Below are 24,554 nucleotides of genomic sequence, written 5' to 3' on the forward strand. Positions count from 1 at the left end.
CTCACCACCCCGCGTACCAGGCGGCGGGCGTGCCGGCCGGGGCACCGGTGCCGTCGGCGGTGGGCCGTACGGCGAGGATCTGGTCGACGCCCATGCGGCGTTCCGCGAAGGCCAGCGCGCCGCCCGCCAGGTACAGCCGCCACACACGGGCGGTCTCCTCGCCGGCCAGGAGGACGACGTCGGGCCAGCGCCGCTCCAGGGTGGCCAGCCAGGCCCGCACGGTGCGCACGTAGTGCTCTCGCAGCGACTCCACGGCCTTGACCTCCAGCCCCGCGTCCTCCAGCAGGTTCACGGTGCGGCCCAGCGGCCGCATGTGCATGTCGGGGGCGATGTACGTCCCGATGAAGGCGCCGCCGCCGGGAGCGGCGCGCCCGCGGGACATCTGCTGCACCAGTGCCCTGCCCCGGGGGCGCAGCATGCGGTGGACGGCGGCCGCGAACCGCGGGTAGTGCTCGTCGCCGACGTGCTCGCCCATCTCGACCGCGCTGACCGCCTCGTAGCCGCCGTCCCCCTCCAGGTCGCGGTAGTCGCGCAGTTCGACCGTGACGTACTGCTCCAGCCCCTCCCGGCGGATCCGCTCGCGGACGAAGTCCCGCTGGGCGGCGGAGAGGGTGACGGCGTGGACCTGCGCGCGGTGGGTCCTGGCGGCGTGGAGGGCGAGCGCGCCCCAGCCGCAGCCGATGTCGAGCAGCCGCGTGCCGGGGCGCAGGTCCAGCTTGCGGCAGATGAGTTCGAGCTTGTCGCGCTGGGCGTCGGCGAGGCCGTACGTGGGGTCGTCGTCGCGGGTCCAGTAGCCGCAGGAGTACGCCATGGAGGGGTCGAGGAGGAGTTCGTAGAAGTCGTTGGACAGGTCGTAGTGGTGGCTGACGGCGGCCCGGTCGCGGCTCCTGGTGTGCGGGGCGCCGTGCAGCCTGGCGCGGCCGCGGGGGGCGGGCGGCCGCGGCCCGACCGCGCCGAGCCGTAAGGCGGCGCCGGCGGCGCGGAGCCGGTCGCCCGCGGTCAGCCGGGGAGGGCGCAGCCCGCCGTCCCGGGTGGCGTGCCACAGGGCGCGCAGCCCCTCGGTGAGGTCGCCGCGCACGTCGATGTCGCCGGTGATGTACGCCTCGGCGAGGCCGAGTTCGCCGGGCTGCCACAGGAGTCTTCGCAGCGCGCGCCGGGAGCGCAGGACGACCAGCGGGGCGTCGCGCGGCCCGGCGGTGCTGCCGTCCCAGGCCCGCAGCCGTACGGGCAGCGGGCCGCCCGTGAACCGCTCCAGCAGCGGGGCGAGGGTGTCCGCGGCGCCCTTCACCTGCCGGCCTCCCCACGGGTCAGCCGCAGTTGGACCACGTCGAGGTAGCCGGAGCGGAAGCCGGCCTCGGAGTAGGCGAGGTAGAGGGTCCACATGCGGCGGAAGGTCTCGTCGAAGCCGAGGGCGGCGACGTCGGCGGCGCGTTCGGTGAAGCGCTCGCGCCACAGCCGCAGCGTCTCGGCGTAGTGCGGGCCGAAGCCGTCGCAGGAGGCGACGCGCAGCGCGGTGTGCTCGTCGAGGGTCCGGTCGATCGCCTCCAGGGAGGGGATGAGGCCGCCCGGGAAGACGTACTTCTGGATCCAGGTGTGGGTGTCGCGGGTGGCGAGCATGCGCTCGTCGGGCATGGTGATCGCCTGGAGGGCGACCGTGCCGCCGGGGGCGAGCAGCCGGTCCAGCGCCGTGAAGTACGCCGGCCAGTACTCGGCGCCGACGGCCTCGATCATCTCGACGCTGACGACGGCGTCGAAGCTCCCGGTCACCTGCCGGTAGTCGCGCAGCCGGACGGTGGCCCGGTCCTGCTGCCCCGCGGCGGCGAGCCGGTCCGTGGCGAGCCGGCGCTGCTCCTCGGAGAGGGTGACGGAGACGACCTCGGCGCCGCGGCGGGCGGCGCGGACGGCGAGTTCGCCCCAGCCGGTGCCGATCTCCAGCAGCCGGGTGCCCTCGCCGACGCGCGCCAGGTCGAGCAGCCGGTCGATCTTGCGGTGCTGTGCGGCGGCCAGTTGGGCGCGCCGGGCGGGGAAGCCGCGGAAGACGGCCGAGGAGTAGGTGAGGGTCTCGTCGAGGAAGAGCGCGAACAGTTCGTTGGACAGGTCGTAGTGGGCGTGGATGTTGCCGCGGGCGCCGTCGAGGGTGTTGCGCCGTTCCGAGGGCTGCCGGTGCGCCCACAGGGGGCGCAGCCGTTGCAGCGGCCGTGGGACGAGTTCGGTGACGTGCGAGGCGAGCACGGTGAGGACGGCCGTCAGGTCGGGCGCGTCCCATTCGCCGGCCATGTAGGACTCGCCGAAGCCGATGAGGCCGCCGGTGCCGACGCGGCGGTGGAAGGCCTCGGGGTCGGCGATCAGCACGGCGGGACCGCCCGTGCCGAGGACGGGGCCGCCCTCGCCGAGGCGGCAGCGCAGCGGCAGCCGGCTCAGGGCGCGTCGTACGACGGCGCCGGCGGCGGCGGTGCGCAGGCGGGAGCAGCGTGGTGGTGCGGCGACGTCCGGCCAGCGGCGCCGGTCCACGCCGGTGGCGCGGGCGGCGGCGGAGGCGGAGAGGGGGACGGACGTGGTGGACGTGGTCACTCGAAACCCTCCTGGGGCGCGTGGACGGGACGGTGCTGCACGGGCAGTCCGCGCAGCAGCAGCCGGATGCCGTGCCGGCGGATGCCGGCCGACACCGCGGCCGTGGACCAGGGGTGGCGGGCGGCGGCGCGCAGCAGGCCCGGCGCGGTGGCCGGGCGGCGTTCGCCGCGCACGGTGGCGGTGAACGGGGTGCCGCCGCCGGGGCGCTCCAGGTGGACGGTGAGGTGCAGCCGGTCGTGCGGCTCGGGCAGCCGCATGCGGTAGCCGCCGTCGACGGGGAAGAACGGCGAGACGTGGAAGTCCTTGGCGACGTGGGCGCCGTCGCGTTCGTCGGTGTGCAGCAGGTAGGCGTACCGCTCCCCGTAGGTGTTGTGGACCTCGGCGACGACGCAGACGAGGGCGCCGGCCGGGTCGTGGCACCAGTACAGGGTCAGCGGGTTGAAGACGTGGCCGAGGACCCGGGCGTGGCAGAGCATCCGGACCGGCCCGCCGTGCAGGTCGACGCCCCGCGCGGCGAGGTAGGCGTCGAGGGCGGCCCGTACGGTCTGGTGCCGTCCGCCGAAGTGGTCGCGGGGGTCGAAGCGGGCGAGCGGCCGCAGCGCGGCGGGGAGCCGGGGCGGCCGGGCGGGGTCGGTGAGCCACATGTAGGTGCGGTGGGTGAAGGCGTGCCGCAGCGGCCGGGTGCGGACGTGGGTGATCGTGCACTCGTACAGGGCGGGCACCTGCGCGGGCAGGCCGGCCGGGGTCACCAGCTCACCCCCAGCCGGCGGGCGGCCTCGGCGCCGGAGCGGCAGCCGTCCTCGTGGAAGCCCCAGCCGTGGTAGGCCCCGGCGTAGACGGTGACGGGGGTGGCGAGGGCGGGCAGCCGCCGTCGCGCGGCCAGCGACCCGGGGGTGTAGACGGGGTGCTCGTACACCATGCGGGCGAGGACCCGGGCGGGGTCGACCCCTCCGGCGTCGCCGAGGGTGACGATGTGGCGCTCGGGGGTGTCCAGCCGCTGGAGGCGGTTCATGTCGTAGCTGACGCGGACCCCGCCGGGGTCGGGGGCGCAGGACGGCATGAGGTGGTTCCAGGAGGCGCGGGCGGCGCGGTTGCGGGGCAGCACCGCGGTGTCGGTGTGCAGCAGCGTCGGGTTGCGGGAGTACGGGATGGCGCCGAGCACCGCGCGCTCGTCCGCGGTGGGGTCGGCGAGCAGCCGCAGCGCCTGGTCGGGATGGGTGGCGACGACCACCGCGTCGTAGGTCTCGGTCTCCCCGTCGTCGGTGACGACGTCGGCGCCGTCGGCGTGCCGCCGCAGGGCGCGCACGGGGGTGGCGGTGCGGACCGCGGAGAGCCGTTTGACGATGCGCTCGACGTAGACGCGTGAGCCGCCGGTGACGGTGCGCCAGGTGGGTGAGCCGCCGACCGAGAGCATCCCGTGGTGGTCCAGGAAGCGGAAGAGGTGTGCCGCCGGGTAGTGCGCCGCGGTCCGCGGCGAGCAGGACCAGACGCAGGACACCAGGGGGGTCATGAAATGGGCCGTGAAGTACGCCGAGAACTCCCCCGCGCCGAGGAACTCCCCCAGCGTGGCGGTGTCGTCGGAACCGCCCTCCGCGAGCAGCCGCCGGGCCAGGCGGTGGAATCGGGGCACTTCGGCCAGCATACGCAGGTAGGCGGGGCGCAGCGCGTTGCGCGGCTGGGCGAAGATCCCCGACGGGCCGCGGGCGCCGGCGTACTCCAGTCCGCAGCCCTCGCAGCGGACGGACATGCTCATCTCCGACTCCTGCGTGGGGACGCCGAGTTCGGCGAAGATCCGCAGCAGGTGGGGGTAGGTGCGCTCGTTGTGGACGATGAAGCCGCTGTCGACGGCGGTCACCCGGCCGTCGCAGGAGGGGACGTCGTGGGTGTGGGCGTGTCCGCCGAGGCGGTCGTCGGCCTCCAACAGCAATACGTCGCAGTGCCGTTGAAGCAGGTAGGCGGCGGTGAGCCCGGCGACCCCGCTGCCCACGCCGGCCACCCTTCGCCTTCTGTCGGTCACGTCCCGTCCCTTCGTCGCGTTCCTCTCCCTGCTGGGTGGTTCGGAGCCCGCGGCGGGGCGGATTGGTCCGTAGGGCAATCCGCCGTGCCCGCGGCGGCGAATCCATGGGTGGAGGCACGTGACGGGCGGGGCCGCGAAGGGCGGCCGATAATGACGGAGAGCACACGAGAGAGGCGGATCCGATGACGTACGGTGACGAAGCGGGCGACGGCGGGCCGCGTCCGGCGCTGGTCCCGTACGTGCTGCCCCGGCGGCCCCGCGCCGCCGTCCTGGTGCTGCACGGCGGCCGCGCGGAGGGCCTGGAACCGCCCCCGCCGTGGAACCTCCCGGCGGCCCGGATGCGTCCGTTCGTCCGCGCGATCGGCCGGGCCACCGCCGGGCACGAGGTGGCGCTGGCCGGCGTCCGCTACCGGCACCGCGGCTGGAACGGCGCGCGGGAGGACGCCGCGCGGGACGCGCTGCGGGCGCTGGAGGCGCTGCGGCAACGGGCCGGGGAGGTGCCCGTGGTGCTGGTGGGGCACTCGATGGGCGGCCGGGCGGCGCTGCGGGCGGCCGGGCACCCGCTGGTGGGTTCGGTCGTGGGTCTGGCGCCGTGGTGCCCGGCGGGCGAGCCGGTGGGGCACCTGGCCGGACGCCGGCTGGTGCTGCTGCACGGCGACCGGGACCGGGTCACCGACCCCACGGGCTCGCTGACCCTGACGCGGCGGGCCCGGGAGGCGGGCGCCCGGGCCTGCCACCTGGTGGTGCCGGGCGGCGACCACGCGATGCTGCGCGGCGCCGGGACCTGGCACGCCCTGACGACCCGCCTGGTGGCCGGCCTGCTGCGGCTGCGTCCGCTGCCGCCGGAGGTGGCGGGCGCGCTGACCGCCCCGGGAACGGAAGGAGCGCGATGAGCCCGCGTCTGCGAACGGCCGCCCGCCCGGCCCCCGGCCCGACGGGCACCGCGCCGACCGCACACCACGCCCGGGCCCCGCTGGTCACGCTGGTCCCGCTCCTGCTCACGGTGGCCCTGCCCGCGCTGGCGGCCCTGGCGACCGTGCTGCGCGCCCTGCTGCCGCCGGAGCCGGCGGCCGGCCCGTACGCCCGTGACGCGGGGAGTCCGCGATGAGCCTCACCTGCCTCGTGACGGGCGCCACCGGCTACATCGGCGGCCGCCTCGTCCCGGAACTGCTGGAGGCCGGGCACCGGGTGCGCTGCTTGGCCCGTACGCCCGGCAAGCTGCGCGACCACCCGTGGGCGGGCGAGGTGGAGGTCGTCAAGGGCGACGTCACGGACCCCGGGTCGGTGGCGGCGGCGCTGGAGGGCGTGGACGTCGCTTACTACCTGGTGCACGCCCTGGGCAGCGGGCGGGACTTCGAGCGGACCGACCGGAGGGCCGCGGAGGTCTTCGGGTCCCGCGCGCGGGCCGCGGGCGTCCGGCGGATCGTCTACCTGGGCGGGCTGACCCCCGCCGCGGTGCCCGAGCGCGAACTGTCGCCGCACCTGCGCTCCCGCGCAGAGGTGGGCCGCGTGCTGCTCGCCTCCGGCGTGCCGACGGCGGCCCTGCGGGCGGCGGTGATCATCGGCTCCGGCTCGGCCTCCTTCGAGATGCTGCGCTACCTCACCGAACGGCTGCCGGTGATGGTCACCCCGCGCTGGGTGGGCACCCGGATCCAGCCGATCGCCGTTCGGGACGTGCTGCGCTACCTGGTGGACTGCGCGACGCTGCCGCCCGAGGTGAGCCGCGCCTTCGACATCGGCGGCCCGGACGTGCTCACGTACCGCGCCATGATGCTGAAGTACGCCGAGGTGGCGGGGCTGCCGCAGCGGCTGATCGTGCCGGTGCCGGTGCTGACGCCGGGACTGTCGAGCCACTGGGTCGGCCTGGTCACCCCGGTGCCCGCCGGCATCGCGCGACCGCTGACGGAGTCGCTGCGGTACGAGGTGGTCTGCCGCGACCACGACATCGCGCGGTGGGTGCCGGACCCGCCCGAGGGGATGATCGGCGTCGAGCAGGCGCTGCGCCTGGCGCTGCAGCGCATCCGGGAGGCGAACGTGGTCACCCGCTGGTCGTCGGCCGCGGTGCCCGGCGCGCCGAGCGACCCGCTGCCGACGGACCCGGACTGGGCGGGCGGCTCCCTCTACGCCGACCGCCGGACGCGGGTCGTGGACGCGTCCCCCGAGGCGCTGTGGCGGGTCATCGAGGGCATCGGCGGCGACAACGGCTGGTACTCCTTCCCGCTGGCCTGGGCCGTGCGCGGCTGGCTCGACCGCTTCGTGGGCGGGGTCGGGCTGCGCCGGGGGCGGCGGGACGCGGCGCACCTGCGGGCGGGCGACTCGCTCGACTTCTGGCGGGTGGAGGAGATCGAGCCGGGCCGGCTGCTGCGGCTGCGTGCCGAGATGCGGCTGCCGGGCATGGCCTGGCTGGAGCTGACGGCCGGCCGGGACGGCGCCGGGCGCACCGTCTACGGGCAGCGGGCGCTGTTCCACCCGCGCGGACTGGCGGGCCACGCGTACTGGTGGAGCGTGTCGCCGTTCCACTCGGTGGTGTTCGGCGGCATGGCGCGCAACATAGCCGCGGCGGCCCGGGAGGGCGCGGCGGGGCCGTGACGGCGGCCGCTCAGTCCTGGACGGGGGCGCGCAGGGCCGTCAACTCGTCGTTCATCGCGGCGAGGAAGCGCATCACGACGGCGAGTTCGTCCTCGGTGAAGCGGGCGCGTGCCGCGTCGGTGCCGTGGGCGAGCGGGCGGAAGAACTCCCGGGCCACCGCCATGCCCCGCGGGGCGTAGTGCAGATGGACCACGCGGCGGTCGGCGGCGTCGCGGGTGCGGCGGATGTGGCCGGCGCGTTCGAGCCGGTCGAGGCAGGCGGTGACGGCACCGGAGGTCAGGTTGAGGCGTTCGCGGAGCAGACCGGGGGTCATGGCGCCGCCCTGGCCGTCGCCGTCGAGGATCGCGACCAGCGCCTGCACGTCGGTGTGGTGCAGCTTCTGGCTCTGCGCGAAGTCCTGCGCGATGCGGTTGAACTCGCCGTTCATCCGGCGCAGCTGCACGGCGAAGGCCTGCAGCCCGGTCGGGGACTCGTCCTGGAGGTTGTCGGGCACCCCTCCATCGTAAATAATCTCGATTGCCAAGATACTCAATCGCTGAGATATATCCTTCCTCGCGGGGGAGAATCCCCCGGTTCCACGTCCCACGGGAGAGAGCGATGACATCCCTGCCGCGCGCCGTCCGCTGGCTGCTGCCCGTGCTGGTGCTGGTCGCCTGGCTGGGCATCGGGGGCAACCTCGGCCCGTACGCCGGCAAGCTGGGCGAGGTCTCCACCAACGACCAGGCGGCCTTCCTGCCACGCAGCGCCGAGTCCACGAAGGCCGTCACCGAACGGACGGCCTTCACCCGGAACGGGACGGTGCCGGCGATCGTCGTCTGGACCGCCGACCGCGGCCCGGTGACGGACGCCCAGCAGCAGGCCGCCACGGCCGCCCTGGCCTCGCTGTCCGGCACGCAGGGCGTGGCCGGGCACCCCTCCCCCGCGGTGCGCTCCGAGGACGGCCGGGCCCTGCAGGGGATCGTGCAACTGCGCCCCGACCTCGGCCGGGAGGTCGGGGACGCCGTCGGCCGGATCCAGGACACCGCGGCCGGCGTCGCGGGGACCACCGCCCGCGTCGCCGGACCCGCGGCCTCGCAGGCCGACCTGGGCGACGCCTTCGCGGGCATCGACGGGCTGCTGCTGTTCACCGCGCTCGGCGTGGTGCTGGCGATCCTGCTGCTGGTCTACCGCGCCCTGCTGCTGCCCCTGGTCATCATCGTCGGCTCGGTCTTCTCGCTCGGCCTGGCCTGCGGGGTGGTCTACGTGCTGGCCGACCACGGCCTCGTCCGGGTCGACGGCCAGGTCCAGGGCATCCTGTCGATCCTCGTCATCGGGGCGGCCACCGACTACGCGCTGCTGCTGGCCGCCCGCTTCCGCGAGGAACTCGCGGCCCGTGGCGACCGGTTCGCGGCGATGCGGGCCGCGCTGCGCCGCTCCGCCGGGGCGATCGTGGCGAGCGCCGCCACCGTGGCCCTCGGCCTGCTCGCGCTGCTCGCCAGCGACCTCACCAACAACCGCGCCCTCGGCCCGGTCGGCGCCGTCGGGATCGTCTGCGCCGTCGCGAGCAGCCTGACCTTCCTGCCCGCGGCGCTGCTGCTGCTCGGCCGCGCCGCCTACTGGCCCGCCCGGCCGCGGGAGCGGCGCCCGGAGGGCGAGGGCGTGTGGCGGCGGATCGCGGCCCTGGTGGACCGCGCGCCGCGCCGGGTCTGGGCCGTGAGCCTGCTGGTCCTGGTGGGCTGCGCCGCCTTCTCCCCCGCGCTCACCGCCCGCGGGGTGCCGCTGGACGAGATCTTCGTCCACCAGGCCCCCTCGGTGACCGCCCAGCGCGTCCTCGGCGAGCACTTCCCCGGCGGATCGGGGAACCCCGCGGTGGTCATCGCGGAGGCGGACCGGCTCGACCAGGTCACCCGGGCCGCGGCCGGCACCGCCGGGGTCGACTCCGTCGCCCCGCGCACCGCCTCGGGCCGCCCCGGCGGGGGCGAACCGCTCGTCGCCGGCGGCCGGGTCCTGCTGGAGGTGACGCTGGACGACGCCGCCGACAGCGACGCCGCCAAGGCCACGGTGCAGCGGCTGCGCACGGCCGTGCACGCGGTGCCCGGCGCGGAGGCGGTGGTCGGCGGATACACCGCCCAGCAGCTGGACACCCAGCGGACCGCGGAGCGCGACCGGACCCTGGTCGTCCCCGTCGTCCTCGCGATCATCCTGGTGATCCTCGGGGCACTGCTGCGCAGCCTGCTGCTGCCGCTGCTGATGGTCGCCACGGTGGCCCTCAACTTCGCGGCCACCCTGGGGGTGTCGGCGCTGGTGTTCCGCCACGTGTTCGGCTTCTCGGCGACGGACGCCTCGGTGCCGCTCTACGGCTTCGTCTTCCTGGTGGCCCTCGGCGTGGACTACAACATCTTCCTGATGACCCGGGTCCGCGAGGAGACGCTGGTCCACGGCACGCGGCGGGGCGTCCTGCGCGGGCTGACCGCCACCGGAGGGGTGATCACCTCGGCGGGCGTCGTGCTCGCGGCCACCTTCGCGGCGCTCGGGGTGATCCCGCTGGCCTTCCTGGTGCAGATCGCCTTCATCGTCGCCTTCGGGGTGCTGCTGGACACCCTGCTGGTGCGCTCGTTCCTGCTGCCCGCGCTGGTACGGGACATCGGCCCCACGGTGTGGTGGCCCGGCGCCGCGGCACGCGCCGGCGACGGCCCGCCGGCGCCGGAAGGCACCACGGCACCGCCGCGGGTGGCGGAACGTCAGACGACCTGATGCAGCCAGCGCACGGGGGCGCCCTCACCCGCGTAGCGGAAGGGCTCCAGCTCGTCGTCCCACGGCTTGCCGAGCAGCTTGGCGACTTCCGTCTCCAGGTCGGCCTCGCCCTTGCGGGCGCGGGCGAGCGCGGCGCGCAGCCGGTCCTCGGGGATGAGGATGTCCCCGTGGATGCCGGTGACGGCGTGGAAGATGCCGAGTTCGGGGGTGCTGCTGTAGCGCTCCCCCTCGGAGCCCGCCGACGGCTCCGCCGTCACCTCGAAGCGCAGCAGGTGCCAGCCGCGCAGCGCGGACGCCAGTTTGGAGGCGGTGCCGGCTTCCGCCTGCCAGGAGAACTCGGCCCGCCAGGTGCCCGGAGAGGCGGGCTGGCGGATCCAGTCCAGGTTCACGCGCACGCCGAGGACGCCCGCCACTGCCCACTCGACGTGCGGGCACAGCGCGCGTGGCGCGGAGTGCACGTACAGAACTCCACGTGTCGTCACCGGGACCTCCAGTGTGGGACGAGGTACGCCTTCCCCAGCGGCCTCATGCCCATAACCGAGCCATCCGGGACAGCAGTGGACATTCTGCACTAATCATAACGAATGAGACAAGATCTGACCTCTGATCACCTCTTTCGCACCACCTGTCAGGGAAAAAGCTACCGCGCGGCGTCAGGCGAGGAGTGACGTACTGTCGGGATCAGCGAGAAGTCACCCACTCGTCCGAGGGAGAACGGATGCGCCAGTCGCTCCCGCGCGGGGCCAGCGGCGCCCTGATCGTGCTGGTCACCCTGCTCACGACGGCACTCGCGGCCGGCTGCTCGGCCGGTCAGGGCCCGAACAGCACCGAGGCCGCCGCCGCGGGGCGGGCGGGCGCGGAGAAGCGCCCCACGCGGGTGTGGGACACCACCCCGGCCTCGCTGGCCGCGCTCGGGGACTCCATCACCCGCGCCTTCGACGCCTGCGGGATCCTGACGGACTGTCCGGACCTGTCCTGGGCGACCGGCAGCCGCAAGTCCGTGGAGAGCGTGGCCTCCCGGGTGCTGGACAAGCCCGCCACCGAGAGCTGGAACCTGGCGGCCAGCGGCGCCAAGATGCACGACCTGCCGGCCCAGGCGAAGAAGGCGGTCGAACTGCGGCCGCAGCAGGTGACGATCCTGATGGGGGCCAACGACGCGTGCGCGCGCAGCACCGACCGCATGACCCCGGTGGCCGAATACCGCAAGGATTTCTCCGCGGCCCTCAGGACCCTCGACCGCGATCTGCCGAAGGCCCAGGTCTTCGTCGCGAGCGTGCCCGACCTGATGCGCCTGTGGGACGTCGGCCGGCAGAACGCACTGGGGCGGCAGATCTGGAAGCTGGGCCTGTGCCCGTCGATGCTCTCCGACGCGCAGTCGATGACCACGGCCGCCCAAGACCGCCGGCAGACCGTACGCGAACGGGTGATGGCCTACAACGACGTCCTGCGGCAGGAGTGCGCACGCCTCGAGCGCTGCCGCTACGACGACGGCGCGGTCTTCGACTACAGGTTCACCCAGAAGGAGCTGAGTCCCTGGGACTGGTTCCACCCGAGCGCCGAGGGTCAGGCGAAGCTGGCGGGACTGGTCTACGCGGCGGCCTTCGGGCCGGGCGCGGTCGGTCGCTAGGCGGCCGGACCCGCCTCCCCCGTTCGGGGTTTCGGACACGGCGCGGTGCGCGCCCGGGCGGACGGACTCACTTCGGCAACATCGCCGTCACCTCCCCGGCACACCCATTGACACCGCCGGGAGCCCGTAACTACGTTCCCTTCAACATTTCGAACGTGTGACGAAATCTCGAACGACACACCCTGTAAGGGGCGGCTTCCGTGCGCATCACCGGCATCAGCACCCATGTGGTCGGCACTCCCTGGCGGAATCTCACCTATGTACTCGTCCACACCGACGAGGGGCTCACGGGCGTCGGCGAGACCCGCATGCTCGGCCACACCGACGCGTTGCTCGGCTACCTCCGCGAGGCGGAGGTCAACCACATCGCCGGCTCCGACCCCTTCGCGGTCGAGGACCTGGTCAGCCGGATGAAGTACGGCGACTACGGGCGCGCCGGCGAGATCGTCATGTCCGGCATCGCCGTCATCGAGATGGCCTGCTGGGACATCAAGGGCAAGGCGCTGGGCGTCCCCGTCTGGCAGCTGCTCGGCGGCAAGGTGAACGAGAAGGTCAAGGCGTACGCCAACGGCTGGTACACCACCGAGCGCACCCCGGAGGCCTACCACAAGGCCGCCCGCGCCGTGGTGGAGCGGGGCTACCGCGCCCTGAAGATCGACCCCTTCGGCACCGGCCACTTCGAGCTGGACCACGCGGCGACCTCCTACTCCATATCCCTCATCGAGGCCGTGCGCGACGCGATCGGCCCCGAGGCCGAACTGCTGGTGGAGATGCACGGGCGGTTCAGCCCGGCGACCGCGATCCGCGTCGCGAACGAACTGGCGCCCTTCAAGCCCAGCTGGATCGAGGAGCCGGTGCCGCCGGAGAACCTCAAGGCCCTGGCGAAGGTGGCGGCCCACACCGACCTGCCGATCGCGACCGGTGAGCGCATCCACGACCGCTACGAGTTCCGCGAGCTGTTCGAGCTGCAGGCCGCCGACATCATCCAGCCCGACCTCGGGCACATCGGCGGCATCAACGAGGTCCGCAAGCTCGCCGCCACCGCGGAGACCCACTACGTGCTGGTCGCCCCGCACAACGTGGGCGGCTCCGTGCTCACCGCCGCGAGCCTCCAGCTCGCCGGGTGCACCCCCAACTTCAAGATCCTCGAGCACTTCAACGACTTCGCGGACTCCGAGATCAAGAAGGTCGTCAAGGGCGCCCCCGTGGTGGGTGAGGACGGCTGCTTCACCCTCTCGGACGCGCCGGGCCTCGGTGTCGAGCTCGACGTCGACGCCGCCGCCGAATTCCCCCAGCAGCAGGCCCGTTTCGACCTGTGGGCCGAGGGCTGGGAGCGCCGCAAGCCGAAGGGCGCGAAGTGACCGTCCACACCCCCCGCGCCGTCGTGCTCGACGGGCCCGGCCGGCACCGCGTCGCGCCGGCCGGACCGGTGCCGCCCGGTCCGGGCGAGGCCCTGGTCCGCGTGCACGCGGCGGGCATCTGCGGCAGCGACCGTGAGATGTACGCCGGCACCCGCCCCGAGGGGTACGTCCGTTACCCCGTCACCCCCGGCCACGAGTGGTCGGGCACGGTGGAGGCGGTCGGCGCCGGGGTGACCGCGGGCCTGGTGGGCCGGAAGGCCGTCGGCGAGGGCTTCCGCAACTGCCAGGTCTGCGAGCGCTGCCACGCCGGGGAGACCACGCTGTGCAGCGCCCCGTACGAGGAGACGGGCTTCACGCAGCCCGGCGCCATGGCGGACACCCTGACGCTGCCCGCCCGGCTGCTGCACGTCCTGGACGACGCCGCCGACCTGCGCACCGCCGTGCTCCTGGAGCCGGCCGCGTGCGTGGCGGCGGCGCTGCTGAAGGCCCCGGCCGCGCCCGGCGACCGGGTGGCGGTCGTCGGCACCGGCACGCTCGGCATGCTGGCGGTGCAGTTCCTGGCCGCGGTGTCCCCGGCGGAACTGCTGGTGGTGGGCACGGGCCGGGTCCGGGAGGAGCTGGCCGCCTCGTTCGGTGCCACGCGGTTCCGCACCGCCGCCGAACTGGACGCGGAGGAGGGGACGTACGACCTGGTGGTCGAGGCCGCCGGGTCCGCCTCCGCGGCCCACGTCTCGGCGGGGCTGCTGCGCCGCGGCGGCCGGCTGGCGCTGACCGGCATCCCCGCGCCGGGGGCGCTCGGACTCGACCCGACCGACCTGGTGGTGCGCCAGCTGACCGTGCACACGGTCTTCGGCGCGCCGCCCGCCGCCTGGGCGCACACCGTCCGGGCCTTCGACGCCGGGATCCTGGACCCCGCTCCGCTGATCACGCACGACCTCCCCCTGGAGGAGTACGCCGACGCCCTGGAGCTGCTGGGGAGCCGGGACCCCAAGGTGGGGAAGGTGCTGCTGCGTCCGTGACCGCTCCGTGCACAGCGGGCACACGATGTCCCTTCCGTGCCCTCCCATACCCAATGAACCGAACGTCGTCCGACATGTCGAACGACGAGAACGAAGGAGCACCGTGACCGACGCACCCACCCCGAGCCCCGGCACGGCCGGCGCCGCCTCAGGCGCCCGCCGCCCGGGCCAGTACGCGCTCGCCCTCCTCGGTCACGGCGCGCCGGCGGACGACCCGGCCGACGCCTCCCCGCACTCCTTCCCCGACGGCGGCACCTGGCGCACCGAGATCCCCTCCGTGGAGGGCCCGGAAGCGCTCGCCACCGTGCTGGAGGAGAGCGAGCGGCTGGAGGTGCCGGTCCACCGCATCAGCCAGGGCAGCGGCATCTGGATGCTGACGGACGCGGAGATCACCGAGATGGTCACCGCCTGCGCCGAACGCGACGTCGAACTCTGCCTGTTCACCGGGCCCCGCGGCACGTGGGACATCGGCGCCGCGACCCGTACCGACTCCCGCGGCGGGGGCCTGCGCGCCCGCGGTCACGACCAGGTGGCCGGCTGCGTCGAGGACGCGCTGCGGGCGGCCGCCCTCGGCGTGCGCTGCCTCCTCGTCGCCGACGAGGGCGTGCTGTGGCTGCTGCACCAGCTGCGCGAGCAGGGGCTGCTGCCGGCCGACACCACCTTCAAGGTCTCGGCGCTGGTCGGCCCGGTCAACCCGGCGGCCTACGCGGTGTGGGAGCGCCTCGGCGCCGACTCCATCAACATCCCCTCCGACCTGACCCTCCAGCAGATCACCGAGATCCGCCGGGTCAGCCGGGCGCCGATGGACTTCTACATCGAGGCCCCCGACGACCTCGGCGGCTTCGTACGGCTCTACGATGCGGCGGAGCTGATCCGCCGCGGTGCGCCGATCTACCTCAAGTTCGGGCTGAGCAAGGCTCCCGGCATCTACCCGTACGGACGTCAGCTGCGGGAGGTCGCCCTGTCGACCGCCCGCGAGCGGGTCCGGCGCGGCCGCCTTGTGCTCGACCTGCTCTCCCGGCTGGGCGCGGACGGCGGGCACTCCCCGCTGGGCGCGCGACTGCCGGGCCCGCTCCACCGCTTCCCCCAGGACATCGCGACCGACCCGGACCAGGCGACCGACCCCCGCCTGACCGCCGAAAGGATCTGATCAGCCATGCGCATCGCCAGAGCCGCACACCTGCGCACCACAGCCGCGCTGATAGCAACCCTCGCCCTCGGGGCCACCGCGACCGCCTGCGGGCAGAGCGACAACACCGGCGGCGGCGACAAGGACGGGGGGAAGGGCGGCACCATCGGCATCGCCATGCCCACCAAGTCGTCGGAGCGCTGGATCGCCGACGGCGACAACATGGTCAAGCAGTTCAAGGCCCAGGGCTACAAGACCGACCTGCAGTACGGCGACGACAAGGTCGAGAACCAGGTCGCCCAGATCCAGAACATGATCACCAAGGGCGACAAGCTGCTGGTGATCGCCGCCATCGACGGCTCGGCCCTCAGCGACGTGCTGCAGCAGGCCCACGACGCGGGCATCAAGGTCATCTCCTACGACCGCCTCATCCTGGGCTCGGAGAACGTCGACTACTACGCGACCTTCGACAACTTCAAGGTCGGCCAGCTCCAGGCCGGTTACATCGTCGAGAAGCTGGGCCTGAAGGACGGCAGCAAGAAGGGCCCCTTCAACATCGAGCTGTTCGCCGGCTCGCCCGACGACAACAACACCAAGTACTTCTTCAACGGCGCGATGGACGTCCTCAAGCCGTACATCGACAAGAAGCAGCTGGTGGTCAAGAGCGGCCAGACCGAGATGACCCAGGTCACCACCCTGCGCTGGGACGGGGCCACCGCCCAGGCCCGCATGGACGACCTGCTCAGCAAGTCGTACACCTCCGACGAGGTGGACGCGGTCCTGTCCCCGTACGACGGCATCTCCCGCGGCATCATCTCGGCGCTGAAGAGCGTGAGCTACGGCACCGCCCAGAAGCCGCTGCCGATCGTCACCGGCCAGGACGCCGAGGTCGCCTCGATCAAGTCGATCATCGCGGGCGAGCAGGCCCAGACCGTCTACAAGGACACCCGCGAGCTGGCCAAGGTCGCCGTCCAGATGGGCAACGCGGTGCTGACCGGCGGCAAGCCGGAGACCAACGACACCAAGACCTACGACAACGGCAAGAAGGTCGTCCCGACCTACCTGCTGCCGCCGGTCAGCGTCGACAAGTCGAACTACAAGGAGACCGTGGTCGACTCCGGCTACATCAAGGAGTCCGAGCTCCAGTAGTCCGGAGCCCGGAGCACGACCGACGATCTCCCCCTCCCACCACCCGAGGAGAACGGAAAGCAGGAATGGCCGGACCCGTCCTCGAAATGCGCTCCATCACCAAGACCTTCCCAGGGGTCAAGGCGCTCTCCGACGTCACCCTGACTGTCGCCGAGGGCGAGGTCCACGCCATCTGCGGTGAGAACGGTGCGGGCAAGTCGACCCTGATGAAGGTGCTCAGCGGGGTCTATCCGCACGGCAGTTACGAAGGGGAGATCCTCTTCCGCGGTGAGACCTGCGAGTTCCGCGACATCCGCGCGAGCGAGCAGCGCGGCATCGTGATCATCCACCAGGAACTCGCCCTGGTGCCCTACCTGTCCATCGCCGAGAACATCTTCCTCGGCAACGAGCACTCCACCCGCGGTGTCATCAGCTGGAACGAGACGATGCTGCACGCGGCCCGGCTGCTGAAGCGGGTCGGGCTGGCCGACGCCCCGTCCACCCGCGTGGCGGACATCGGCGTCGGCAAGCAGCAGCTCGTCGAGATCGCCAAGGCGCTGTCCAAGGAGGTCAAGCTCCTCATCCTGGACGAGCCGACCGCGGCCCTGAACGACGAGGACAGCCGCAAGCTCCTGGACCTCATCCTGGAGTTCAAGGAGCACGGCATCTCCTGCATCATCATCTCGCACAAGCTCAACGAGATCGCCAGGGTCGCCGACTCCATCACCATCCTGCGGGACGGGCGGACCATCGAGACGCTCGACATGAAGGCCACCGACGAGGACGGCAAGAACACCGTCACCGAGGAGCGGATCATCCGCGGCATGGTCGGCCGCGACCTCGACCACCGCTTCCCCGAGCGGGAGCCGGAGATCGGCGAGGTGGCCTTCGCCGTCGAGGACTGGACCGTGCACCACCCGATCGACCAGCAGCGCAAGGTCGTCGACGGGGTCTCCCTCAACGTCCGGCGCGGCGAGATCGTGGGCATCGCCGGACTGATGGGGGCCGGCCGCACCGAACTGGCCATGAGCGTCTTCGGCCGCTCCTACGGCCGCGGCATCAGCGGCCGGGTCTACCTGCACGGCGAGGAGATCCGCACCCGCACCGTCCCGGAGGCGGTGGGCCACGGCATCGCCTACGTCACCGAGGACCGCAAGCACTACGGGCTGAACCTCATCGACGACATCAGCCGCAACATCTCGCTCAGCGCCCTGTCCAAGGTCGCCCGGCGCGGTGTCGTCAACCAGCACGAGGAGGCCCGCGTCGCCGAGTCCTTCCGCTCGACGATGAACATCAAGACCCCGACGGTCTTCGAGACCACGGGCAAGCTGAGCGGCGGCAACCAGCAGAAGGTCGTCCTCAGCAAGTGGATCTTCGCCGGACCCGAGGTCCTCATCCTCGACGAGCCCACCCGGGGCATCGACGTCGGCGCCAAGTACGAGATCTACACGGTCATCAACGACCTGGCGGCCCAGGGCAAGGCCGTCGTCTTCATCTCCTCCGAACTGCCGGAGCTGCTCGGCATGTGCGACCGCATCTACACGATGTCGGCGGGGCGGCTGACCGGGGAGATCCCGCGCGAGAGCGCGACGCAGGAAGTGCTGATGCGCCACATGACCATGGACCGAGGTAACTGAGATGGGCAGCCCGGTGAAGACCGACAAGACTCCTCCGCCGCCCGCCGGGGGCGCGGCCGCGACCGCCGGAGGAGGCGGCACGGGAGGCGGGGCCGCCGGCCTCCTGCTGCAGGCGGCACGGCGCAACATGCGCCAGTACGGCATGATCATCGCGCTGGTGCTGATCGCGGCGCTGTTCCAGATATGGTCCGGCGGCATCCTGCTCAAACCGCAGAACGTCACCAACCTCATCGGCCAGAACAGCTACATCCTGATCCTGGCCATCGGCATGATGGTCGTGATCATCGCCGGCCACATCGACCTGTCCGTCGGCTCGCTCGCGGCCTTCGTCAGCGCGGCCGCCGCGGTGATGATCATCCACCACCACGTGTCGTGGCCGCTGGCCCTGGTCGCCTGCCTGCTCATCGGCGCGGTCGCGGGTGCCTGGCAGGGCTACTTCATCGCGTACGTCGGGATCCCGTCGTTCATCGTGACCCTGGCCGGCATGCTGCTCTTCCGCGGCGGCACGCAGATCTTCCTGGAGGGCCAGTCCATCTCGCCCTTCCCGCAGGGCTTCCAGAAGATCGGCAACGGCTTCCTGCCCGAGGTCGGGCCGCACACCAACTACCACAACCTGACGCTGCTCATCGGTCTCGTGGTGATCGCCATCACCGTCGTCCAGGAGATCCGTGACCGCCGCCAGCAGCTCGCGTACGACCTGGACGTGCTGCCGCGCAACTTCTTCCTGCTGAAGCTGCTCGCCATCGTCGCCTGCGTCGTCGCCTTCACCATGACCCTCGCCAGCTACCACGGCGTGCCGATCGTGCTGCTCATCCTCGCCGGACTGCTCATCGTCTTCGGCTTCGTGATGCGCAACGCCGTGGTCGGCCGCCACGTGTACGCGCTCGGCGGCAACCAGGCGGCGGCCAAGCTCTCGGGCGTCAAGGACAAGCGGGTCGTCTTCCTGGTCTTCGTGAACATGGGCGTGCTCGCCGCCCTCGCCGGACTGGTCTACGCGGCGCGGCTGAACGCCGGCGTGCCGCAGGCCGGCATCAACTTCGAGCTCGAGGCCATCGCGGCCGCCTTCATCGGCGGTGCCTCCGCGACCGGCGGCGTCGGCACGGTGCTGGGCGCCATCATCGGCGGCCTGGTGCTCGGGGTGCTCAACAACGGGATGTCGCTGGTCGGCATCGGCACGGACTACCAGCAGGTCATCAAGGGTCTGGTGCTCCTGGCCGCGGTCGGCTTCGACGTCTGGAACAAGCGCAAGGTCGGTTCGTAAAGCAGCTACCTATCGAAGGAGCCGCAAGTGAACAGACGTACATTGATCGCGGGCGCGGCGCTCGGGGCGGTCGCGCCCGCGATCGGCGGGACGAACGCCTGGGCGGCCGGCAGGGCCGCCACGGCGCGGCAGACCGCCGACGCCAGGCACAGGCCCGCGGGCAGGAGCAAGGTGAGCAAGGAACACTTCGGGACCCTCGACGACGGCACCAAGGTCGACATCTGGACGGTCAGCAACGGCGGGATCACCCTCAAGGTGCTCTCGTACGGCGGCGTCGTCCAGACCCTGGAGCTGCCCGACCGGCGCGGCCGCCGCGTCAACGTGTCCCTCGGATTCGACGACCTGGCCGGCTACGTGGCGAACAGCCCGTACTTCGGCGCCCTGATCGGCCGCTACGGCAACCGCATCGCGGGCGGGAAGTTCACCCTGGACGGCCACACCTACCAGCTGCCCGTCAACGACGGCCCGAACAGCCTCCACGGCGGCGACCGGGGCTTCGACAAGCGGGTCTGGGCGGTCGAGGGCTTCACGGCGGGCTCGGACGCCGGTCTCGTGCTGCGCTACACCAGCGCGGACGGCGAGATGGGCTACCCGGGCACGCTCAAGGTCAAGGTCGTCTACACCCTGACCGCCGACGCCCGGTGGCGGATCGACTACACCGCCACCACCGACAAGGCGACGGTCGTCAACCTCACCAACCACACGTACTTCAACCTGCGCGGCGAGGGCGACGGCGGCATCTACGACCACGAGGTCCGGATCGCCGCCCGGCGCTACACCCCGGTCGGCTCCACCCTGATCCCGACCGGTGAGCTGGCGCCCGTCGCCGGCACCCCGTTCGACTTCCGCTCCCCGAAGACGATCGGCCGCGACATCCGCTCCGCCCACCAGCAGATCCTGTACGGGCAGGGCATCGACCACAACTTCGTGCTCGACAAGGGCCGCACGGCCGCACCCGAGCACATCGTGACGGTCACCGAGCCCGTCTCCGGGCGGGTCATGCGGATCGCCACCACCGAGCCCGGTGTGCAGTTCTACACGGGCAACTTCCTGACCGGGGCGTTCGCCGGCTCCTCGGGCCGGGTCTACCGGCAGGGCGACGGCTTCTGCCTGGAGACCCAGCACTTCCCGGACTCCCCCAACCAGCCCGCGTTCCCGTCGACGGTCCTGCGGCCGGGGCAGACCTACCGTTCCACCACGGTGCACTCCTTCGGCACCCACTGAGCGGCGCCACCCTCCCCGCGGGCGGGGGCGGCCGGGATTCTCTCCCGGGCGCCCCCGCCTGTCGACTTCGGTACCGGCACCCGGTGAACGCCCCTTCGGCCGTACGGGAATGTTCTGGGCCACCGGAATGACAGCGGCGGGCAGTGCGCGCGCCGGGGGGTACGGATCCCGTCGATCGAGCCCTGCGGCTTTCGCATTCGACGAGGAGTCCCCCATGAGTCCTGACGGCAGGTCGCCTTCGCCGCGCAGGTTCCGGCGGTACGGACGGCTGACCGGCGTGGTCGTGCCGCTCGCCGTCGCCGCGGCCGCGGTGTCGGCGCCCGTGCTCGCCACGACCCCCGGCACCGCCACCACCGCGGCCGGCGCGAGGACGGCCGCCCACGACCCCAGGCCGCCCGCCACCCGCGGCGTCGCCGCGGACGACGACGAGGACGGCGGGGACGGCGGGGAGCGCTCGGACCAGCGGGGCGGCCGCGACAGCGGCGGGGACGAGGGCGAGAACGGGAACGGCGGGAACGGCGGGAACGGCCGGGACGACCGCGGTGACCAGGGCGGACAGGGCGGACAGGGCGGGCAGCGCGATCAGGGCGAGGACGGCGGCCAGGGCGGCAACCAGCGGGGTGAGCAGGGCGGCAACCAGCGCGGGGACGGGCCGCAGCAGCAGCGCCGCGACGACCAGGGCGGGAACCGCGACGACGGATCCCGCGACGGCGCCTGCGTCAGCATCGACTCCACCCTCCGCAGGGGCGACCAGGAGATCTCCGTCGCCGTGTTCGAGGGCCGCCTCTACATCGGTGGCCGCACCCTTCCCAGCGGGCGTTTCGTCTGGCACTCGCTCAGCAACAACCGGGGCTACCCGCGCGGTGTCTGCGGCGCCACGGTGACCTCCGTCGGCTCCGGCGTGTGGGTCAAGGCGATCACCCGGGACGGCAGGGTGGTCGAGACGCACTGCACCGTCAACGAGACGAGCGGCAAGCAGAGCTCGTGTGAGGCGTGGAAGACCCTGGAGAGCCGCTCGTTCCGCTCGGCCAGGTGACCCGGCGCCCGCGCCGGCCGGTGAGCGACCGGCCTGCGCGGGCGTGGTGCGTCAGGAGGCGTCCTGCCAGTACAGCGCGGGCCGCGGAGTGCCGGGCGGCACCGAGGCGAAGGCCGGCGGGACCTCGGCGGCCGGCGCCGGGTACATCTCAGTGGCGGGCGCCTCGGGCCGTGGCTGCGGCGGCTGGGGCTGCCGCTGCGGTTGCGGCTGGACCTGCTGCGGCTGGACCTGGGGCGGAACCTGAAATTGCGGCTGAAACTGCGGCTGGGATGGTGGCTGCGGCTGCGGCTCGGGTCTGACCTCGTAGACCGGCTGAGGCGGCCCCGGGGGCGGCGCGAAGGGCTGCTCGTACAGCGGCTGGGGCGGCGGGGCCTGCTGGATCTGCGGGAACGACTGCGCGGGCGGTACGGCGGCCTGCACCGGCGGGGCGGCCTGGATCTGCGGCAGTTGCTGCGGCACGGGCTGCGGGGGCTGCTCCTGGACGGGTGCGGCGGGCGCGGGCGCGGGTGCGGGTGCGGGAGCCGCGTACCAGGTGCTGCCGTAGAGCACCGTGCTCAGCCCGGTGAGCAGCCGCTGGACGTCGGCCTGGGGGCGGACCACCAGCCGCATGAAACGGCTGCTGCTGCCCAGCTTGTTGCCGCACTCGCGGACCAGCACCCCGTGCTCGGCCAGCAACCGGTCGCGCAGCACCGCCCCGTCGACGCCGTCGGGAAGCTTGACGAAGACGAAGTTGCCCTGCGACGGGTAGACGGTGAGCCCCGGCAGCGCCGCGAGCTGCCAGGTCATCTCCTGGCGGTCGCGGGAGACCATGCGCAGGCTCTGCGCGTACTCCTCGCGGTGGTCCTTGAGCATGAAGACCACCGCCTCGGCGAAGGAGTTGAGGTTCCACTTCGGCAGCATGCGGCGGACCTTCCCGGCCAGCGCCGGGTTGGCGACGAGGTAGCCGAAGCGGATGCCGTGCAGGCCGAAGTTCTTGCCGAGGCTGCGCAGCACGATCACGTTGGGCCGCAGGACGGCCTCGTCGGCGACGCTCGGCCACGCCTCGGCGTCGCTGAAGTCGAGGAAGGACTCGTCGATCACGACGAGGTCGAGGTCGGACAGGGCGTCCATCAGCGCCACGACGGCGTGCTTGGGGAGGAAGCCGCCGTCGGGGTTGTTGGGGTTGCAGATCACGGCCGTACGGGAGCCGCGGGCGCGGACGAACGCGACGAAGGCCGCCGGATCGAGGGCGAACCCGGCCGCCTCCGGGAGGAGGAACATGTCGACGCGCTTGCCGGTCTCCATCGGCTGGTCGGTCCAGCGGCCGAAGGTCGGTATCGGGACGGCCAGGCTCTCGCGGACCAGCAGGTGGTCGATCCAGGTGATCAGCTCGGTGGAGCCGTTACCCATGGCCACGGTCTGCGGGTTGAGGCCGAGCAGCGAGCACAGCTCGTTGGTGATCACGTCGGTGCTGCTCGGGTAGTAGGTGAGGATGTCCCGCATCGACTCCTGGAGCTTGTCGTACATGGCCGGGCTCGGGAAGTACGGGTTGCACGGGATGCAGAAGTCGACGATGTCCCGTCCCTGGCCCGAGGACGACACGCCGCCGGCGGCGCGGCGCAGCGCGAAGTACGAGGGACTGTGCGCGGTGTTGGCGCGGAACAACTCGGTGGCATTACCGGTGACGCCGACAGCGACGGTCACGGCAGAACCTCCCTCGATCACGGGGGCCGCGCCGCGGCGGCCCGCTTCCCCTTGCCCGCACCACCGTGTCGCACAACCCTCACATCTGGTGCACATGGGTTGTTCATGGGACAAGTGGTGCACGGTTCGGCTGTCTTGCGGCCTTCCCGCGTCTCATACGGGCCCGGTCGCGCTTGCGTTCAGCGTGTCCGTGGCCGCGACGAGGAGGGCACGGATCTGCGCGGTGACCGCGAGCCGCTGGGCGACGAGGGCGGGGTCGGTGACCGTGCCGCCGGCCGGGTCGGTGTTGCCGGGGCCGAAGTGCAGCACCGGGGTGTGGACGTGGCCGCCCGGGGCGGGCAGCGCGAGCGTGTCCCGGAGCAGGGTCGCCCGGTAGGCGATCTCGTTGGAGAGGTAGTCGCCGCCGCCCCCGGCGCGGGCGGCGGAGCCGGCCGTCGGGCCGCCGTCACGGGCGGCGGGGGCGCCGGCCCCGGCCGGGACCTCGGTGACCGCCGTGCGGTCGTGCACCGGGAAGGCGCCGGTGCCCGCGGCGGCCATCGCCGCGTACGGGAGCGTGGACGCCGTCCACTGCGGCTGCCGGCCGGGGACGGCGACCGGGACCGGGCCGGTGACGGACAGGCCGGCGTTGTCGGGGTGGCCGCCGCGCCAGGCCCCGTTGAAGCGTTCGAGGTCGAAGCGCCCGTCCCGGCCCTGGCTGACGGTGACGAAGAGGTCGACCCGGCGCGGTCCGGGCCGGAACCGGGGGCGCAGCACCCGCTCGACCGCGCCGTCGGTGAAGTCGCCCCAGCGCACCGGGAAGACGACGGTCTCGACGCGGGCCGGGCCCGCGGCGGTCTCCAGCGTGACGCCGTCCAGGGCGAGCGCCGCGGCCCCGGAGGGGTTGCTGCGGCGTACGTCGGCGTCCAGCCGGAAGGGGTCGAAGCCGGTCAGCAGGACGCGCAGGACGCCCTCGGCGGGCGGCGGCCGAAGGGCGTCCTGTCCCCGTGTGGCACCCTCCAGGCGGGCCCGCAGCGCCGCGCGGACGGCGGCGGACAGCGGGAACGCCGGCTCCCAGCGCCGCAGTTCCGCGCCGAGGGCGAGCCGGGCCCAGTACAGCGGCCGGTCGTCGTCGTGGCTCAGGTCACCCTCCACCGGCCCGCGGCCCTGGGCCCGGTCCACCGCGGCCCGCCACAGGGCGCGCCCGTGCCGCCGTACCGTCCGCGCCGCCGCGGCCGGGTCGCGGGCCTCCGCCAGCGCCCGGGCGAATCGCGGGGCTACGGCGTCGAAGCCGCCGCGGCGCAGGATCTCGCGCGGCACCTCGCCCTCCAGGCGCAGTTCCTCGGCCGTGGGCGGCGGGACGTCGGCGGGCACACCGGGGTGGAGCGGCAACCGCATCGCGGGAAACCTCCGGACGGTCGGGTACGGGTCGGCCGACCGGAGCATGCCCCACCGTCCCCCCACCCCGCCAGGCCCCCCCTCCAAGACGGCCCGGCCCGACCCGGGGCCCGCCGCGCGGTGCCCTCGGCAACGCGGCCGGGCGGCCGGGCCCGGGGGGGCGCG

At 73.2% G+C, this 24,554-nt stretch carries 21 protein-coding genes; 13 read left to right on the plus strand and 8 right to left on the minus strand.

Translation table 11 applies throughout. The features are described 5' to 3' along the window. Position 1 precedes the first annotated feature (1 nt). Genes ACFZAU_RS12580 through ACFZAU_RS12595 form a run of 4 tightly spaced genes read right to left on the minus strand, consistent with a single transcriptional unit; the run spans position 2 to position 4,588 of the window. Positions 2 to 1,288: a class I SAM-dependent methyltransferase gene (locus tag ACFZAU_RS12580; RefSeq protein ID WP_500552124.1), complete on the minus strand. Its 1,287-nt coding sequence runs from the start codon at positions 1,286 to 1,288 to the stop codon at positions 2 to 4. Further along, a complete protein-coding gene (locus ACFZAU_RS12585; RefSeq protein ID WP_500552125.1) occupies positions 1,285 to 2,571 on the minus strand; it encodes a class I SAM-dependent methyltransferase in 1,287 nt (428 codons plus the stop codon). Before ACFZAU_RS12585 ends, ACFZAU_RS12580 begins: the two co-directional genes overlap by 4 nt. Further along, a complete protein-coding gene (locus tag ACFZAU_RS12590; RefSeq protein ID WP_500552317.1) occupies positions 2,568 to 3,323 on the minus strand; it encodes a DUF1365 domain-containing protein in 756 nt (251 codons plus the stop codon). The genes ACFZAU_RS12585 and ACFZAU_RS12590 overlap by 4 nt, the downstream gene beginning before the upstream one ends. Further along, positions 3,317 to 4,588, minus strand: a complete 1,272-nt coding sequence (locus ACFZAU_RS12595) for an NAD(P)/FAD-dependent oxidoreductase (RefSeq protein WP_500552126.1) — start codon at positions 4,586 to 4,588, stop codon at positions 3,317 to 3,319. Before ACFZAU_RS12595 ends, ACFZAU_RS12590 begins: the two co-directional genes overlap by 7 nt. A 182-nt stretch (positions 4,589 to 4,770) precedes the next feature. Between ACFZAU_RS12595 and ACFZAU_RS12600 the strand changes: the two genes are divergently transcribed. From ACFZAU_RS12600 to ACFZAU_RS12610, 3 genes are read left to right on the plus strand one after another with little or no spacing between them, the layout of a single operon-like run. Further along, complete coding sequence (locus ACFZAU_RS12600) at positions 4,771 to 5,481, plus strand: alpha/beta hydrolase (protein WP_500552127.1); 711 nt, start codon at positions 4,771 to 4,773, stop codon at positions 5,479 to 5,481. After that, positions 5,478 to 5,696: a hypothetical protein gene (locus tag ACFZAU_RS12605; protein WP_500552128.1), complete on the plus strand. Its 219-nt coding sequence runs from the start codon at positions 5,478 to 5,480 to the stop codon at positions 5,694 to 5,696. The genes ACFZAU_RS12600 and ACFZAU_RS12605 overlap by 4 nt, the downstream gene beginning before the upstream one ends. Then, positions 5,693 to 7,177, plus strand: a complete 1,485-nt coding sequence (locus tag ACFZAU_RS12610; protein WP_499598718.1) for an SDR family oxidoreductase — start codon at positions 5,693 to 5,695, stop codon at positions 7,175 to 7,177. Before ACFZAU_RS12605 ends, ACFZAU_RS12610 begins: the two co-directional genes overlap by 4 nt. A gap of 10 nt (positions 7,178 to 7,187) precedes the next feature. Here the strand turns inward: ACFZAU_RS12610 and ACFZAU_RS12615 are convergent, their stop codons facing one another. Beyond that, positions 7,188 to 7,604 carry a MarR family winged helix-turn-helix transcriptional regulator gene (locus tag ACFZAU_RS12615; protein WP_500552318.1) on the minus strand — a complete coding sequence of 139 codons (417 nt, stop codon included), beginning with the start codon at positions 7,602 to 7,604 and terminating at the stop codon, positions 7,188 to 7,190. 170 nt (positions 7,605 to 7,774) lie between these two features. Between ACFZAU_RS12615 and ACFZAU_RS12620 the strand changes: the two genes are divergently transcribed. Continuing rightward, positions 7,775 to 9,910, plus strand: coding sequence for an MMPL family transporter (locus ACFZAU_RS12620; RefSeq protein ID WP_500552129.1), 2,136 nt, complete (start codon positions 7,775 to 7,777; stop codon positions 9,908 to 9,910). On the opposite strand, the gene ACFZAU_RS12625 is transcribed toward ACFZAU_RS12620, so the two are convergent. Beyond that, positions 9,898 to 10,392: a DUF3145 domain-containing protein gene (locus tag ACFZAU_RS12625; RefSeq protein ID WP_499598721.1), complete on the minus strand. Its 495-nt coding sequence runs from the start codon at positions 10,390 to 10,392 to the stop codon at positions 9,898 to 9,900. The two genes, ACFZAU_RS12620 and ACFZAU_RS12625, sit on opposite strands and share 13 nt — an antisense overlap. 236 nt (positions 10,393 to 10,628) lie before the next feature. Here ACFZAU_RS12625 and ACFZAU_RS12630 point away from each other — a divergent pair, with 236 nt between their 5' ends. From ACFZAU_RS12630 to ACFZAU_RS12670, 9 genes are all read left to right on the plus strand, one after another. Next, the gene (locus ACFZAU_RS12630; protein WP_500552130.1) at positions 10,629 to 11,537 is read left to right on the plus strand and encodes an SGNH/GDSL hydrolase family protein; all 909 of its coding nucleotides are present in this window, start codon (positions 10,629 to 10,631) and stop codon (positions 11,535 to 11,537) included. A 200-nt stretch (positions 11,538 to 11,737) separates the two neighbouring features. Beyond that, the gene (locus ACFZAU_RS12635; protein WP_499598724.1) at positions 11,738 to 12,898 is read left to right on the plus strand and encodes a mandelate racemase/muconate lactonizing enzyme family protein; all 1,161 of its coding nucleotides are present in this window, start codon (positions 11,738 to 11,740) and stop codon (positions 12,896 to 12,898) included. Continuing rightward, a complete protein-coding gene (locus ACFZAU_RS12640) occupies positions 12,895 to 13,917 on the plus strand; it encodes a zinc-dependent alcohol dehydrogenase (protein WP_500552131.1) in 1,023 nt (340 codons plus the stop codon). Before ACFZAU_RS12635 ends, ACFZAU_RS12640 begins: the two co-directional genes overlap by 4 nt. Positions 13,918 to 14,020: 103 nt before the next feature. Continuing rightward, positions 14,021 to 15,067: a hypothetical protein gene (locus ACFZAU_RS12645; RefSeq protein ID WP_500552132.1), complete on the plus strand. Its 1,047-nt coding sequence runs from the start codon at positions 14,021 to 14,023 to the stop codon at positions 15,065 to 15,067. A 6-nt stretch (positions 15,068 to 15,073) separates the two neighbouring features. Next, positions 15,074 to 16,195 carry a multiple monosaccharide ABC transporter substrate-binding protein gene (gene chvE / locus ACFZAU_RS12650; protein ID WP_499598728.1) on the plus strand — a complete coding sequence of 374 codons (1,122 nt, stop codon included), beginning with the start codon at positions 15,074 to 15,076 and terminating at the stop codon, positions 16,193 to 16,195. A 65-nt stretch (positions 16,196 to 16,260) separates the two neighbouring features. Next, positions 16,261 to 17,811, plus strand: a complete 1,551-nt coding sequence (mmsA, locus tag ACFZAU_RS12655; RefSeq protein WP_500552133.1) for a multiple monosaccharide ABC transporter ATP-binding protein — start codon at positions 16,261 to 16,263, stop codon at positions 17,809 to 17,811. Position 17,812: 1 nt separating this feature from the next. Further along, a complete protein-coding gene (gene mmsB, locus ACFZAU_RS12660) occupies positions 17,813 to 19,072 on the plus strand; it encodes a multiple monosaccharide ABC transporter permease (protein WP_499598731.1) in 1,260 nt (419 codons plus the stop codon). A 42-nt stretch (positions 19,073 to 19,114) separates the two neighbouring features. Continuing rightward, complete coding sequence (locus ACFZAU_RS12665; RefSeq protein ID WP_500462937.1) at positions 19,115 to 20,296, plus strand: aldose epimerase family protein; 1,182 nt, start codon at positions 19,115 to 19,117, stop codon at positions 20,294 to 20,296. A 214-nt stretch (positions 20,297 to 20,510) separates the two neighbouring features. Continuing rightward, a complete protein-coding gene (locus ACFZAU_RS12670) occupies positions 20,511 to 21,332 on the plus strand; it encodes a hypothetical protein (RefSeq protein WP_500552134.1) in 822 nt (273 codons plus the stop codon). 51 nt (positions 21,333 to 21,383) lie between these two features. On the opposite strand, the gene ACFZAU_RS12675 is transcribed toward ACFZAU_RS12670, so the two are convergent. Together ACFZAU_RS12675 and ACFZAU_RS12680 are read right to left on the minus strand one after the other, a co-directional pair. After that, complete coding sequence (locus ACFZAU_RS12675) at positions 21,384 to 23,015, minus strand: pyridoxal phosphate-dependent aminotransferase (protein WP_500552135.1); 1,632 nt, start codon at positions 23,013 to 23,015, stop codon at positions 21,384 to 21,386. A gap of 153 nt (positions 23,016 to 23,168) precedes the next feature. Further along, a complete protein-coding gene (locus ACFZAU_RS12680) occupies positions 23,169 to 24,389 on the minus strand; it encodes a PA0049 C-terminal domain-containing protein (protein WP_500552136.1) in 1,221 nt (406 codons plus the stop codon). Positions 24,390 to 24,554: the final 165 nt, after the last annotated feature.

It is taken from the genome of Streptomyces sp. NPDC008238, from assembly GCF_042956445.1.
GTDB lineage: Bacteria > Actinomycetota > Actinomycetes > Streptomycetales > Streptomycetaceae > Actinacidiphila.

Coding starts and splice junctions, on each gene's coding strand:
- ACFZAU_RS12670 (WP_500552134.1), top strand. CDS start 20,511: ATGAGTCCTGACGGCAGGTCGCCTTCGCCGCGCAGGTTCCGGCGGTAC.
- ACFZAU_RS12600 (WP_500552127.1), top strand. CDS start 4,771: ATGACGTACGGTGACGAAGCGGGCGACGGCGGGCCGCGTCCGGCGCTG.
- ACFZAU_RS12615 (WP_500552318.1), bottom strand. CDS start 7,604: ATGAACGGCGAGTTCAACCGCATCGCGCAGGACTTCGCGCAGAGCCAG.
- ACFZAU_RS12610 (WP_499598718.1), top strand. CDS start 5,693: ATGAGCCTCACCTGCCTCGTGACGGGCGCCACCGGCTACATCGGCGGC.
- ACFZAU_RS12680 (WP_500552136.1), bottom strand. CDS start 24,389: ATGCGGTTGCCGCTCCACCCCGGTGTGCCCGCCGACGTCCCGCCGCCC.
- chvE (WP_499598728.1), top strand. CDS start 15,074: ATGCGCATCGCCAGAGCCGCACACCTGCGCACCACAGCCGCGCTGATA.
- ACFZAU_RS12620 (WP_500552129.1), top strand. CDS start 7,775: ATGACATCCCTGCCGCGCGCCGTCCGCTGGCTGCTGCCCGTGCTGGTG.
- ACFZAU_RS12630 (WP_500552130.1), top strand. CDS start 10,629: ATGCGCCAGTCGCTCCCGCGCGGGGCCAGCGGCGCCCTGATCGTGCTG.
- mmsA (WP_500552133.1), top strand. CDS start 16,261: ATGGCCGGACCCGTCCTCGAAATGCGCTCCATCACCAAGACCTTCCCA.
- ACFZAU_RS12605 (WP_500552128.1), top strand. CDS start 5,478: ATGAGCCCGCGTCTGCGAACGGCCGCCCGCCCGGCCCCCGGCCCGACG.
- mmsB (WP_499598731.1), top strand. CDS start 17,813: ATGGGCAGCCCGGTGAAGACCGACAAGACTCCTCCGCCGCCCGCCGGG.